Here is a 14,511-nt window from a genome sequence, read left to right as displayed (position 1 = left end):
AATTTGCCGAACGCGAGGTCATGATCGACTGAATTCGATGTGACGACTCGCGTGTTTCTTACTTAGTTCGGTTGGCTCTGTTTTGGGCCGTAGTTTGGCGAGTCGACGGTGTAGCGATCGCCCCGAGGTGGGTGATCGGGCGCGGCTGAGGCGTCGAAGCTTCGTTCCGATTCGTACCCGTTCTTGGCACCAAAACCGGACGTGTGCACTTGGAACTTTCCGGCGTATCGGCGACGCAGGTAGCCGCCAACGATCTGGCGACCCAGCGGTGTTAAGAGTGTGAAGCCGAGAGCGTCGGTAATCAGGCCAGGCGTCAGCAGCAGCGCAGCCGCAAATGCGATCATCATGCCGTCCTGAATCTCACGGCCCGGCATTCGGCCTTGAGCGAGTGCACCACGGAACCTAGCGATCGCGGCCAAGCCTTCGCGGCGGGCCAACACGGAACCGATAATTCCGGTGACGACAACGATGGTCAGCGTGGTTAACCAACTCGTCGCGTCGGCCATGCGTAAGAGCAAGACCAGCTCAACGAAGGGGATAAGGATGAACGCAGCAAATAAACGAATCAACATTTTGGTTTCACTGTCATATGCAATCGACTGCCACGTTGGCAACGAAAGAACTGAAACGTGGCGTTTATTTCAAGGGATGCGAATGCCGTTCCGAAGCTCGTTGGCGAACTGAAATCCGCGCGGCGGAGAGGCATCTTCAATCTGACAGAGCAAACGACAGTGGAAGCAATCCGCGGATGCTTTCGAGAGCGTTGTTGGTTCCGGTAGAGATTCAAACCTTCGTCGCATCACCGCGATGACGAAAGGGAATTCGGAACAAAAGAGAACCGCCATGTATTCGGGAAAATCCCGCTACTGAGCCGGCGAAGGTGCGGTAGCGGGATTCATCGAGAAGTCGACCGCACCGTTTTAGAAGAGAACTTAGCGGCTGCGACGTTGCGTCGACGATTTTGTCGCGAATCGACTCAAGCGGTCTTCCATCGCGAGGAGGTCTTTTTCAATCCATCCACCGAAATCGGCGGCGGAGACATCGTCGTCGAATCGAATCAACAGCGATTGCCAGTCAACGGAAACGACCGCTTCCCGATAGCAGTCGTTCCCCCCAGAGGGTGGTGTCGAGTTAGAGGAGATAGCCATGATGAACTCCCAAGATAAAAGCGTGGTGGACACTAGTAAGATGCAGCGACCTGCAAGAAAGTTCGGCAAATTCGGTGCCACGAGGCCAGTCTGATCGTTCGAACAGTGTGGTTTCTAATCAGTACATGTCCGATTTCGCAGAAATCACGACGGATGACAAGCCGTTTTCGCTGAACAATCCCCGCAAAAAGCCGCGTCAAATGGTCCTCGGAAGGAATCCTTAGATTTTTCGCGCCAGGTTGCCAAGAAACCTCCGCCTAGAACGAAGAACAGATAGATGAACCACCTGCCACTGCCATTTTGTGGGCAATAACGCTGTCCATACAGGCAGCGGGTGAGAGACTCACGACACTTCAAAATTGGGGAAACCAACATGTTACGCAAACTTTTCTTAGCCGGAACAACCTTCGCTTTGTTGTCAGGTATTACACTCGCCACGCCCATCGGATCGTATGTTCGGTGTGGTTGGAACTACATGACCGACTCAGCGAGCGACGCGGTGCCTTTGGAATGGGAACTCAAACGGGCGCGGCAAATGATTGCTGACCTGCAGCCTGAGATTCAAAACAACGCTCGACGAATCGCTAAAGAAAAAATCGAGGTCGTGCGTCTGGAGAAACAACTCGCCGAAACGGACACTCGTTTGGCAAAAGCTCAAAGCGAAATCGAACGTCTGAGCGACGATCTTCGTGACGACAGTCGGACCTATAGCTATGGTGGAAAGACCTACACTTCGGTTCAAGTGAAGTCGGATTTGAGTAACCGTTTCAAACGATTCAAGACGCGACAACAAACCTCGGACAAGTTGCAGAAGATGTTGTCGGCACGTCAGGCTTCGTTGCGTGCGGCTAGCGAGCGGATGGACGCGATGCTCGACGCCCGACGTCAACTCGAGGTCGAAGTCGAGAACCTGCAGGCACGCCTCGGCGCATTGCGAGTTGCTCAGACCAGCAGCCAGTTGAACCTGGACGACAGTGCTTTGTCGCGTTCGCGAGAACTGCTCGATGAAATCGCAATGCGGATTGATGTCGAAGAGGAAACAATGAATGTTGACGTTGAGTACTTTGGCGAGATCGATCTCGAAGAACCATCGGACGAGAACCTTCTCGAAGATATTTCCGCATACATGGATGGGCTCAACGGAGCTGGCTCGAACGCGTTGGTTTCGATCGATCTGAGCGAAGACTCTTCGCTGTGATCGGTTTTTGGGTCCGGTATCCGACCGCCCGCGGGCGAATCGGTGTTACCGAGACCCGAAACGGCAGCGGCCGTTTCAATCAGTAGCGGCTTCCTTCTCCGGTGAGTTTGACTTCAGCAGCAGAATCATGAACTTCACGCATTCCCCTAACGAAACCGTCTTGGACCGTTACACGATTCGTCGTGGTATCGGCATCGGCGGTTTCGGTGAAGTCTACTTTGCGCTCAGTCAGGCGGGAAAAGAGGTGGCGTTGAAACGGATTCAACGCAACCTCGCGGTGGAGCTTCGGGGGGTCTCGCACTGTTTAAATCTGAAACATCCGAACCTGGTTTCGCTGCACGACATTTGCCGCGATAGCGATGACCAGGCTTGGGTGGTGATGGAATATGTCGCCGGCAAGAATCTTCGTGAAGTTCTCGATGAAGCCGACCCGTCAGGACGAATTTGCCGCGCTACCGTAGGTGGCGACAAGGCATTGCCGAGCGGGTTGACGATGGACGAGGTTCGACGTTGGTTCTGTGGCATGGCGGCGGGAACCGGGCACCTGCACTCCGCCGGGTTGGTGCACCGCGATCTCAAACCGGGGAACCTGTTCAATGACAATGGAATCATCAAGGTTGGTGATTACGGTCTGAGCAAGTTCATCTCTTCGTCGCACCGTAGCGGCCACACCGAGAGTGTCGGCACGCTGCACTACATGGCACCCGAAATCGGTCGTGGGCAATACGGACGCGAAATCGACATCTATGCCATGGGGATCATTCTCTATGAGCTGCTCACCGGTACACTGCCGTTTGATGGAGAGACGCCACAGGAAATCGTCGTCAAGCACCTCACAGACACACCCGATCTGTCGCTCATTCCGAATGACCTGCGTCCGGTGATCGCCGCCTGTTTGCAAAAAAATCCCGAAGACCGCCCGAATGATGTGGGGGCGATGATGGCGATAACCCCGTGGGCAAACGAAGCGACTCAAACGATCGCGTGGGGCACTCCTGTTTCAAACACACTCGAGTCAAACACAGGCGAGTCAAATGCAGCCGAGTGGAACGGTCGGGAGCAAAAATTCAAAAAGCGTCGGTCCGCTGCCGACACGCCCACACTGGCCGCGGATCCGGTGATTCAGCCTCAACCGACGCCGCAAGTTGTCTTGAGCCATCCGACCGCGGAAGAGCCGATCGCTCGCGCAGTGCGTACGAGTTTCATTGATCTGAGACAGTGGTGGCATAACCTCGAACGTTCGCCCGGGTCACGGTTCGTGATCGTCATCGCGGCGGTTTTGATTTTGATGGTCAACACACGGTGGTTGTTGCCCATGCTGTCGTTGATCGGTTTTTTCTACATTCCTTATTACGTGATTCGGCATATTGTTTTGCAAATCGCCGAACCCGACACGTACGCCCACACGCGTCATCAGCACCGCGCCGGTCAGCCTTATCAGGCCATGGCACCTGGTGCCTATCCTCACGGCCCGCATCCTGGAAACGATGCTGCGGCAGCGCGGCACCAACCGGTGCCGGCTCGGTTATCTAAGGCTCAAGTTCGGCAGATGTTACGTCAATCGCTTGCCCAGCGAACGCGGACTTCGATGGCTGCTGAATGGACGACGTCGGGGATGATTTCATTGCTCGTCGCCGGAACGCTGTTGTTGATATCGTCGGTGATTGGGCTTCGAAACACAGAGATCAGCCCGCTGACGCTCGCTCCGTATGTTTGGATGGCGTGTGTCGTTTGGGTGGGCTCGCTAGGACTGCTCGGTCTCGGGAAAGCTTGGGAATCGAGCGACGGGGATGGATTCACTCGACGGCTGTCTGCGTCGTTTTTGGGTGCAGGGATCGGTGTTTTCGCGTACCTGTTGGCCGATGCCTTGATGGTGCCACTAGATCACGGTTTGGGGCGCGATATTGACGCCACGAGGTTACCGACGACCTTCTACGAAGGTTCCGCGATCCCGAAGGCGGCGGCGATGATGGCACACTTCGGAGTGTTGTTTGCTCTGCTTCGCATGTGGAAACCAGTCGACCCGCTCCGTCGGGCACGATTGAGCCTTTGGGGAGTGATGGTCGCGGTCGTTGGAGAATGGATCGTTCATCAAATGCTGCCTATCCCGCAGCCCGCGGGCATGCTGATTGCCGGAGGCATCATTGTCATGACGCAGATGTCCGCGCCATGGGTGAAGACGGACTCGGTGAACTCCCTCGCGACGTCAGCGGTGTAGATCGGCGTTGGACAGACCGGGCAGCAATTCAGCGGTCGCGCTGTGAGTCTTTTGTTATTGCGTTTGCGTTGAGAGGTTCTCATGAATGTTTTACGACGATTTTCGGCGATCATGGTATCGGCGGTGTTGTTTGCTTCGTTGAACGTGTGCTCGGCGGCTTCGGATGATTCCGGCGAGAAAGAGGAAGCCAACGAGCCGGTCGCGTTGAGTGTGGCACCTTTGGACCACGTGGAATATCCGCTCGACCGCCCACAATGGATCGAAGAAGGTCGAACGCCGCTCGATTCGGACGAGAGTGACGAGGTTCTCATTGCGATCACGTCAGGACCGGCACCGACACCCGAGGCCGCGGTCGAGATGATGGAAGTGATGGCACTCGGGGCGGTCGAGAACTACGTCGATCAGCGTCTGCAGGAGACAAACGCGGACGTCAGTTCGAGCGATGTCGCGATCGACCTCGGTTGGGTTCGCGATGAGTTGATTTCACGTCGCTACGACGGGACGGTGAAAACAGGCGATATGGTTCAGTACGAGAGTGCGTGTCTGTTGCGAATGGACGGCTCGCATCAGGAAACCCTCAACCGTTTGGTTCAGAATCACGAGCTCCAGGGGCGGCTCGCTGCAGTGGGTGTGCTCGGCGTGTTGTGCCTGGTCGGGTTGTTGTCCGGGTCGATCTTCTTCGGATGGCTGTCGTCGCGTCAACAACGGTTGGCCGCCGGCTGATCGATCAAAAAGACAAAACCGATGCGTCGGCGAGGGAGGAGAAGAATCCGCTCGCCGCCGCATCGGTTTCTGATTGCCGCACCGCAATCGCCCAACGCGTTGGATAAACCGCCGCGTTCACCTCGAAAGGTTTTCGTCTGTTTCTACGAGCGGGTGAAGTTCAGCGAACCGGTGGTGTCGCCGTCGACTTTGAAGACGAATCCGTTTGCCGATGCGGTCCAACTGCCCTGCATTTGTTGGAGGTCGCTCGCTCGCTTCAAGGACAACCGATCGTTGTCGAGACGGTACTCGCCGTTGAAACTCTTCGTGCTGCCGCCCTTGGTGGCCGACCAAGTAAACGTGCTGTCATCGTTCAAGATGAGAGAAACCGATTGGTCGCCTGGCAAAGAAACCGTCCAGGTTCCGACGTGAGGTGCCGGCGTGGCTGCCGCGGTCGTATCGCTGGCGGCTCTTCCGAATTCCGGAATGCTCGAAGATACAGCAGAATTCCCGGCGTTCGAGTTGGCGTTGCCTGAGAGCGAGGCTAGCATCTGCAGTGCAGAGGCTTCGGAAGGTTGTGTCGGTGCGGGGTTGTTCTGTGAACGGGTTTGAGCCACTGCACGAGAACCATTGGATTGAACCGGAGCAGCGTTTTGTCGAACCGGTTGAACGGACGCTGTGTTGGTTCGTGTTGTCGGATTGGTGTTCCCGTTGGCAAAACCGCTACGGGCTCCGGTGAACTGTGCTTGTTGCTGGGGAGCGGTTCGAGACGAGGAGCGTGGAGCCGATGGCTGTTGCCCGCGGAAACCCACGTTCTGTCCGCTTGCGAACGAAGCGGAGGTGCTGGCTGGGCCCGGATGTTGAAAACGACTCGGGGCGGAAGGGGCAACCGAGTTGAATCGAGGTTGAGGAGCCGCGTACCGAGCTGGGGCCGCGTAGCCCGCCGATCCGCATGTCGAAGGGCTCGGTGCGACGGCGTATCCGCCGCCATAGCCTCCTCGGTAGCCACCGCCACCGCCGCCACCACAGGCGAAGACGGGATTGCAGGAGGTTCCGAGAATGGCGAGTGCTGCGGCGGTACGGATCCAGTTTTTCGTTCGAGTTTTCATGGTTCTGGCTTCTCAAAAAGGCGGACGTTTGGTGCGATGGACGCGATATAGGTCACGTCACAAATTGCCAAGCGAGCTGTCTCGAGATGTGTTACCAGAAAATTCGAAATGTTCTGCGAGCCGGGAAAACGGCGGCTCTTGCAGCGTCTACTCTTGGTCGGGACGTCCTCCGCGTCCACCACGACCGCGACGCATTTGTTCTGCTCGGGATTGGAGTGATTCGAGTTCTTCTTTTGAGAGGGTGCCGTCACTGTTCTCGTCAATGCGTTTGAGCATCTCGGCTCCCCGATCGGCGACCTCGCTGAGTTCGTCTTTGGAGAGTTCGCCGTCTTCGTTCGTGTCGAGTTTCATCAGGCGTTCCACCATTCCAAAACCGCCTCGCGTGGTGTCACCGTCGCCTCGGGGGCCACCACCACGAGGTCCTTCACCGCGAGGGCCGCCACCACGGGGGCCGCCGCCACGCATGCCTTCACCGCGGCGTCCTCGGCGTTCTCGATTGCCTGCTTCTTCGTTTTCTTCGGCATCCTCTTCGGTCAACTCAGCCGCTTCGTCCGCTTGGGAGGATTCGCTGGCACTGGTTTCGGGTGTGGTTTCATCGTCCGTGTCGGCTTTGGCATCTGTCTTGCGTTCGCCACGGTGCTGGCGAGCGTCGGCGCCTCGCGGCCCCTTTCCACGACGTTGTCCGTCATGCATGCCACGTGGTGAGCGGTCTTCGCCGCGATCGCGTGACATCCCGTTGGGTCCGCGTCGGCTGGCACCACGGTCCATGCTTTTGTGATCACGGCTTCGGCCGCTTCTCATGCCACGGTCATCGTCGCGAGAGTTCATTGCGTGCCGAGCATTTCCTCGATCGCGTGCCGACCCGCGTTCCCGAGAATGAGCGAACCGTTGTTTGCGAAAACTGTCTCGCGAGCTGCGACCACGGAACTCGAATTTTCCTCCTCGACGGCTTTGCCCACGAAAGCCAAAGTCACGAGATCCGCTCCGGCCACCTCGAAAGCCTCTGCCATCCGAGCGACCGCTCCGGTCGCGAAAGGACGGTCCATGGTCGCGTCCTTTCCCACGAAACGCATAATCTGAACGGCCACGTTGGGGACCACGAACGTCACGTTGGCGATCGGTTTGTCTACCACGTTGTGCACCGGGGCCGGGGCCGCGTCCACGAGAGAGGCCATCACGTTGACGGTCCGACATGGGACCACCACGCATGCGGGGGTTGTCGCCTTCGGCACGGTTGCCAAAGTTTGGGCGTGTCTCGGTGGCATCGAGAGAGCCGTCTTCGTCTTTGTCGAGGGATTTCAGGGCGGACGAAGCGTTCTCCATTTCTTCGCTGGAAATCGCACCGTCACCATCGGCGTCGATCGCTGCAAAGATAGGCAGCATTTGCATCATCCGGTTTGGCGATCCTGCTTCGGGGGCACCACGCCCCGGGCCGCCCTGTTCTGGTCCACCGCGTCCTGGGCTGCCTGTTCTTGGGCCACCTCGTCCATCACGTGGTTGTGCGGAAACTGGGGAGGCGAGCATGCACGTCGCGCCCGCTATCAATATCAAACTCGTCCATCTCGTAAACATGATCGTTTCGCCTTGGGGGAGAAATAAGGGTGTGTCTCATTTCTTCTAACCGGCCGGGCGTGGAAAGGTTTCGCGTTGTTACGCGATTTCGATCACGCGGTTTGAAAGCAAATTCATTTTGCGCGAGCCGATCTGCGATTCGTGCAGCCGACGTGATCCTTTCGCCAATTCAGGTCAATGCCAACATGATTTGACGCCGCGAAACTTCTCAACGGTGATGTCTGCGAACGGGCTGCGCAGTATTGTCGCATCCCGCGACTGGTCTATGGAAGTGACCGAATAAAGTGAGCGAGTCGTTTCGAGAAAGTGACGGTGTCGGTACCCACGATTCGTTCAAAATCGATACGTCGTTGGCCGCGGCGATACGGTTCGAAGGGTGGCCGGGTGGCGGTGAAGTTCAGTATGTCAGCGAACGTTTCGCTGTCGCGTTCGGACAGATAGAACATCATCGCCCAAGAAACCGCGTAGGCGGTATGCACACGTCCGCCGTCTCGAAACGCTTCGTCACCATCGACGAGTTGTTCGACCCATGCGGTGATGTCGTCGGCGCTGCGTAAGGACAATTGTTTGCGAATGTGGTTGAGCGATTCTCGATTGACTCGGTCGTTCAAACGAGCGGCCGCGCGTCCTGAGGCGAGCGCTTCGGGTTCGAACATTTGACCGATACCTTCGGTGATCCAACTCGGTGTGTCGTTCACTCGGCTGTGCACTCCCGAGTTGAACGCGGATTGGTGGGCGGCTTCGTGTCGGACCGTTGCCGCGATGTCAGACAAACGACCGCCATCATGCGTCATCACACGGTTGCAGCGGTTCGCGTAAATTCCGGCAACGCGAGAGACGTCGATCCCGAGTCGGTCCAACTCGGCATACATCGCACGGGCATCGGGAAGGACAACGGCAACCATTGGAAACCGACCCGTCCGAACCTTGACGCCTCGTTTGGACATGTACTCAATGAAAGAGCGATGGGAGTTCTCGAACATGCGCGGCCACCGGTCGCCTCTCCCACGCGGTTGCACAACGAGGAAGTTGCTCGTGGCGATGACCTCGAAGGAGGGACCGAACTCGGCTCGCAGTTGGTTTCTCATTCGCGTCGCCGATGCGGGTTCGAACCGTTCGTTGGTGGAACGCATCGACTGCGCACGGTCATTCATGGAAACCGTGTGCAACCAACCGTCTTCGGCGATCACGAGTGATTCCGTCGCCGAATCGATCAGGTGCAGCCCCGTTTCCCATCGTGAGTTGACGAGAAACTCAACCGGTTGGGGGCCACGTGGCGCGGTATGCCGACGGGCGACGTTCCGCGAGACGACATGCGTGTTGCTGCTCGGTCGAGCGCTTCCGCCCGGATCGGCAAAGCAGTGCGCCACACCGAGTGGACCGACCTGCATCGGTGCCACAGCCAATGCACCGAAGAGAAGGATGCACACCGCGGCAAACGAACGCCGTCGACCGTGCGTACCTATAGCACGGTATCGTGACGAAACGGTTTGACGACGTTGGCCGTTGGTGGTGTGTCGAATCGGTAGAGCCCGAAGTCGTGGCAGTCGCATAGCGTCGGGGGTGTCGGAGGAGAGACGTCGATAGCGGAAACAGATCCGGCGATGCCCCCCGACACCAACACGGTCTGATCAAACCTAGGTTAGAATCAAGTTTGAGGCTGTTGATGCCAGAACTGTTCGTTCACTTTTTGTAGAAATCCGTCCCATGAAGACTCCACCGAATATGTCTCGCGTAGCGATTGGTTCGGTTATGCGGCTTGCGAGGCGAACGTGTCGACACGGTGGCTTGGCAGCACGTACCGCCGCGTTTGGTTTTGGTTTACTGCTTTTCACGTCATCGACTGCTTCGCTCCGGGGTGACGATCGCGATGCGCGGGCGGCGAAAACTGATTCGTCCGCTGCCGCGACAGAGGAGATTGTTCTTGGCCGCGACGTGCCGGTGTGGATTGCTGAGTTAGACGGGCCGACGGCTCAAACTCGCCGCGAGGCCGAGCAGAAGTTGCTCGCGGCAGGACCTGAAGCGGCCGAGTATGTGCCGGTGATCTTGGATTCGTTATCGCTCGACGCCCGAGAACGACTGCAGCGAATTGAAGCTCAGTGGCGGCAGATGAAAACCCGCGTCGAGATCGAGACCACGACCGTTCGGATGGCTGAGGCACAATCTCTCGGTGAAGCACTCGAGGCGATCAGTTTGGCCAGTGGTGTGGAGTTTGATCTCGCGTCGTCGGGCGTCCCGATCGATGCGACGCAGCCCATTCATCCGCCCGCCGCTCCGATGGGGTTTTGGCAGGCGGTTGATCTTGTATTGGATCAGACCAATTTGGATATCAATTTTTACGCCGGAGACCGGGAACGGCTCGCGTTGGTCCCGCGGGCGGAAGAACGCATGTCGCGCGTGGACTCGGCAGCCTATGCGGGGATCTATCGGATCGAACCGACCATGGTGACCGCTCGACGAGTGCTCGGGGCACCGTCACAAAATGGGCTCAACCTGACCATGTCGATTTCATGGCAACCCAACCGAACACCGATCGGATTGAGTATCCCGATCTCCGAAGTCACAGGGAAACTGGACAACGGAGTTGATCTGAAACCGCAAACCTCGGGCGAACGAATCGACATCGCGACGTCAGGTGAGATTGCCGAGAGCCAGTTTTACTTGCCGATGCGATTGCCGGCCCGGCGGATTGATTTCGACGGCAAAGAAAATGACAAAGCGGTCCCCCGAGGCGATGCCAGCGAGATCAAAAACCTGTCAGGAAAGATCACCGCGTTGCTGCCCGGCAACCGACGACAATTCACACTGATGCTCGACGAAGTCACACCATCCCAAACTCAAGACGCAATGACGGTCACCATCGAGCGGCTCCGCGATAGCGATCCGCTGCATGAGATACGCGTCGGTGTCGAGCTGATGTTCGCCGGACGATCTCTCGAAAGTCACCGTCAATGGATTTTTGAAAACGATGTGTGGGTTCGTTTGGCGGATGGTACGAGAAAAGACCACCTCGGCTACGAAGTCTATCGGCAAACCAAAACGGGAGTCGGAATCGGATATCTGTTTGACCTCGGAGGTGAAATCCCCGCGGACGCCGAACTGATCTATGAATCGCCAACCTCCGTGCGACGCAACGAGGTACCGTTCCTCGTCAATGGAATCCCATTGCCGTGAGATACACACTGGCGGCGAACAACCCCATCCCGGTTGTGAAAGGGACGTGCTGTGAAAGTGGCCCACTCTAAAGCATGCGAGTATCTAAAAACCTAGCTGATCGGACATCTGTCGTTCTGCTTCGGTGCGATGATACATCGCGTGGATGAGGTCGATATCGGCCTGGCGTTGTTGCACTTTTCGTCGAGCGAACATTCTCGCTTGAGTGTTCACCATCACCTCCGGTGGCAGTAGCGACGTTTGACCGAATAAGCGTGCGTAGTTGACGTAACTGGGGACGTTGCTGGTTACAAAACCGTACATCATGCTGCAAACGCCGATCACTTTGCCAGTAAAGATTCCCGTGTTGATCGCGCTCTTGGAATAGTCGCCCATGATGCAACCGAGGAATTGCATTCCGGTGGGGACCTTGGTGTTGCCGTACTCGATATTGATTTTTCCGTAGGTGTTTTTTAGGTCGCTGTTACAAGTCCCTGCACCGAGGTTGATCCAACTGCCGAGGTAACTGTGGCCGAGGAATCCGTGGTGCTGTTTGTTGGTGTAAGGTTCGATGACTGAGGCCTCGACTTCGCCACCGATTTTGGTTGTGTGTCCTAATGCGACGCCGTCTTTGATCGATGAATGTTCGATGACTCGCGTGTTCGCACCCGCATAAAGAGGCCCTTCGAGAAAGCAAAACGGACCGACCTTCACGTTGTCATCGAGAACGATCGCTCCGCCGTCGGTATGGATCGATTCGTAGTCGCCGATCGAGACGTTTTCGCCGACGAAAACGCCGTCTTGCAGTTGGGAGTAGTTCCCCTGACTGATGCGGTATTCGATCGAATCGTTGATACACTTCATGTGTGCAGCAACGACGTCGTGAGGCCAATGAAACTCACTCAGTTGTGCGGAGGAGCGTGAGGCCGTGGAAGCGGCATGACGGCAGAGAACACGGTAAAACGACGACTTTTCTGACGATTCGTTTTCGCCGCCGCGAGCGCCCGCTGAACCGGTGGATGTCGACGTTTTTGTGTCCCTTTTCAGTTTCGCTGAACGTTCGATCGCCTTGGAGATTTCACCTGCAGGAACCCAAGCGGCGAGGATGGATCCCGGCATGTCTTGGGTCTTTTCCGAGTCCGGTTCGACGTCCGTTTCATGCTCGGGGTGATCGGACATGATGACACTGTAACGCTGCGAACGGACCAGGTCCCGCAGCACTCGCAGATTACTTACCGACGGGATCAACCGAGCGTTGACGAGCAGCACATCGGGGTGTTCGGACTCCGTTGTGGTCGGTGACCGCAACGATTTCGGGGGTGTTTGGATTTTGTAATCAGCCGACTGAATCTCAACGAGATAATCGCGAACCTCGCCCACCAGACACGCATCTTCGTGCTCCTTTCGCAGTGTGTGGAGCCAGTCGATCAATCGATAGCTGGCACAGCCGATCGCGTATGCGGGCCGCGCGTGGACGATTGGGGCGAGTTGTTCGACGCGGTCATCTTCAAAGCAATAAATCAACATGGTCGTCATTTGGGTACAGGATCGTCATCGGCACGGAATCGATTGTAGCGATTGGGCAGTTTAGCTCGATTGGTTCGATGCGTCTTGGCCATTGCGGCTCGACAATTCGTGGCCGCGGTAGCGGGACAACACTAGAGTTTTCAAGTGCACAACGTATCGGCGGCACTCTCGATTTCTCTTCACGACGGCTGTCTTCATGGTTGCAATGATCGACGGATGCACTCTCGAGATAAAACGCGTTTTGTCGGCAGTAGTCTGCCTCGCCATTTTGGTCCAAGGCTCGGGAAAGCTGTCTGCGGACGGTTCGGCTCCAAAAGATAGCTTACCGACGACCGACCGGCTGAGGACCGAGACATTGGTGAGTCGATATCTCGAAGAGCTGAGCGACGACTCACACAGCACTCGCGAGCGAGCGTTCACCGGACTCGAAGAGGTCGCCAGTAACCTGCCCGCGGCGGAGCGGCAGGCAATCGTGCAGATGATCCTGAATCGGAGTCTACTCGCGGACTTCGAAACGCAGCTGGCCATCGAAAGGCTCGTCGAACACATCCGATGGGCCAGCTATCAACAAATGCTGGATCGGTTGATGGACGAGCGGCCAAGCGAAAGCGAATCTGCGTTCGGTGAGGTGTCGGCGGACGAATCGCCGCTGGCAACGACCTGGAACGAATTTGCATCGCGGGCGGGCGGTGGCCGCGAAGCCAAGCGTGCGTTTCATCAGATCGCTTCTGCGGCGGGACCTGATCTGCAGTGGCCGGTGCTGAACTCTCGGGTTCGATCCAACCGCGTTGATCTCGTTTTGATGAGTCAACTCGGATGCATGGCTCCGCAAACGCCGCAGCTATTTCGTCCGCAATCGGGTCGCACTTACGAACAGATGACGCGAACCTGCCTAGCCAAAAACGTGTCGTTGGGAGCGGGTACGAGCGCGCGAGTGATCGGCCGTTTGATTGACAGAACCGTCTTGGAGAATCCTTACGGGTGGTCGCTCACCGAACGATTGCACGTGGCCCTATTGTATGACCGCTTCGAGGCGGCTGATTCGTTGCGAGAGGAAGTGATGCGATGCGAACATCCACTCGCCCGGGATTTAGCCGCAGCCATTCTGGCTTCGTGTCGGCGGCCGGGCGCTCGGACGAAAGCGACCCATTCGTTGATTCGAGATACCGATACGGCGCGTTTGTTGTCTGCGCTCGAGGATCGCCGTGTTGTATGTATGGCACCGGAGCAATTGGTGGGACGGCCTGGTCGGCAGTTGGGTAACCAGACGAATCACCGGAGAGCCAATGAGCCCAAGCTCGACGCGGCGCGAGACCGTCTCAGACAAAAGGAACACAAAAACGAAAATAGGAAGAATGAAGCGGCGCGACTCCCGATGGAAATGCCCGCCATCATTCGGACCCGGGTGCAGGATGTCGCCGCGTGGGCGTTGGTCCAAGGGACCGACTTCGACGTTCGACGCCACGGGATGGTCGGGCTGCAAGCCGACCCGGTTTGGGGCACCCGGCTCGCCTCGATCGGGTTCGCCAGTGAACCAGAAAGGGCCACCTTTTTGGAGGCAGTCAAGCGGCATCAATCGGCAGGCGAATACTGAGCGTTTTAACACCACCAAAACCGGTCTTTGCTAGCAAAAAATGCATTTGCTAGCACTACCTGTAGTGGTCTGAAATCCTATTTTATCAATATGTCGTTTGCGCTGGAAATCACGCCCCGAGACTCCTAATTTTCCTCGCATGTCGGACGCGACACCTTCGCCGCGCCGCCCAACACCCAACGCGAAAGGATGATTCGCATCGAATCACCGTGCTTTAAGACGAAGCACGAAGACGTCAGACGGTTTTGAATCATTCCTAATGTGGGTACACCTTGGGACGCGGTTTGAGA

11 protein-coding genes are annotated in these 14,511 nt (G+C 57.0%); 5 read left to right on the top strand and 6 right to left on the bottom strand.

The annotated features are described in order from the left end of the window. Positions 1 to 62: 62 nt before the first annotated feature. Both RSSM_RS18435 and RSSM_RS33255 read right to left on the bottom strand, forming a co-directional pair. Positions 63 to 572 (bottom strand): FxsA family protein, encoded by a 510-nt coding sequence (locus RSSM_RS18435; protein WP_008682052.1) that lies wholly within the window; start codon positions 570 to 572, stop codon positions 63 to 65. A 360-nt stretch (positions 573 to 932) separates the two neighbouring features. Continuing rightward, positions 933 to 1,148, bottom strand: coding sequence for a hypothetical protein (locus RSSM_RS33255; protein WP_144059933.1), 216 nt, complete (start codon positions 1,146 to 1,148; stop codon positions 933 to 935). Between the two features lie 373 nt (positions 1,149 to 1,521). On the opposite strand from RSSM_RS33255, the gene RSSM_RS18425 reads away from it, so the two are divergent. The 3 genes from RSSM_RS18425 (at position 1,522) to RSSM_RS18415 (ending at position 5,287) form a co-directional block, all read left to right on the top strand. Continuing rightward, positions 1,522 to 2,346 carry a hypothetical protein gene (locus RSSM_RS18425; RefSeq protein WP_044302972.1) on the top strand — a complete coding sequence of 275 codons (825 nt, stop codon included), beginning with the start codon at positions 1,522 to 1,524 and terminating at the stop codon, positions 2,344 to 2,346. A gap of 127 nt (positions 2,347 to 2,473) precedes the next feature. Next, positions 2,474 to 4,564, top strand: a complete 2,091-nt coding sequence (locus tag RSSM_RS18420) for a serine/threonine-protein kinase (RefSeq protein WP_144059932.1) — start codon at positions 2,474 to 2,476, stop codon at positions 4,562 to 4,564. 81 nt (positions 4,565 to 4,645) lie between these two features. Continuing rightward, positions 4,646 to 5,287, top strand: a complete 642-nt coding sequence (locus tag RSSM_RS18415; protein ID WP_008682043.1) for a hypothetical protein — start codon at positions 4,646 to 4,648, stop codon at positions 5,285 to 5,287. Positions 5,288 to 5,430: 143 nt separating this feature from the next. On the opposite strand, the gene RSSM_RS18410 is transcribed toward RSSM_RS18415, so the two are convergent. From RSSM_RS18410 to RSSM_RS18400, 3 genes are all read right to left on the bottom strand, one after another. After that, complete coding sequence (locus RSSM_RS18410) at positions 5,431 to 6,375, bottom strand: hypothetical protein (protein WP_008682041.1); 945 nt, start codon at positions 6,373 to 6,375, stop codon at positions 5,431 to 5,433. 147 nt (positions 6,376 to 6,522) lie between these two features. Then, positions 6,523 to 7,947, bottom strand: a complete 1,425-nt coding sequence (locus RSSM_RS18405) for a hypothetical protein (protein ID WP_081613836.1) — start codon at positions 7,945 to 7,947, stop codon at positions 6,523 to 6,525. A 263-nt stretch (positions 7,948 to 8,210) separates the two neighbouring features. Next, the gene (locus RSSM_RS18400; protein ID WP_236621226.1) at positions 8,211 to 9,377 is read right to left on the bottom strand and encodes a DUF1570 domain-containing protein; all 1,167 of its coding nucleotides are present in this window, start codon (positions 9,375 to 9,377) and stop codon (positions 8,211 to 8,213) included. Positions 9,378 to 9,735: 358 nt separating this feature from the next. Here RSSM_RS18400 and RSSM_RS18395 point away from each other — a divergent pair, with 358 nt between their 5' ends. Continuing rightward, positions 9,736 to 11,121: a hypothetical protein gene (locus tag RSSM_RS18395; RefSeq protein WP_008682028.1), complete on the top strand. Its 1,386-nt coding sequence runs from the start codon at positions 9,736 to 9,738 to the stop codon at positions 11,119 to 11,121. 84 nt (positions 11,122 to 11,205) lie between these two features. Here the strand turns inward: RSSM_RS18395 and RSSM_RS18390 are convergent, their stop codons facing one another. Continuing rightward, the gene (locus RSSM_RS18390; RefSeq protein ID WP_044302971.1) at positions 11,206 to 12,627 is read right to left on the bottom strand and encodes a putative sugar nucleotidyl transferase; all 1,422 of its coding nucleotides are present in this window, start codon (positions 12,625 to 12,627) and stop codon (positions 11,206 to 11,208) included. 358 nt (positions 12,628 to 12,985) lie between these two features. Here RSSM_RS18390 and RSSM_RS18385 point away from each other — a divergent pair, with 358 nt between their 5' ends. Then, on the top strand, positions 12,986 to 14,221 hold the full coding sequence (locus RSSM_RS18385) for a hypothetical protein (RefSeq protein ID WP_144059931.1): 1,236 nt from the start codon (positions 12,986 to 12,988) through the stop codon (positions 14,219 to 14,221). Positions 14,222 to 14,511: the final 290 nt, after the last annotated feature.

It is taken from the genome of Aporhodopirellula sallentina SM41 (assembly GCF_000346505.1).
Taxonomy (GTDB): Bacteria; Planctomycetota; Planctomycetia; order Pirellulales; family Pirellulaceae; genus Rhodopirellula; species Rhodopirellula sallentina.
The sequence above is the reverse complement of the archived record's forward strand: the minus strand, read 5'-3'. Positions and strand labels throughout refer to the sequence as shown.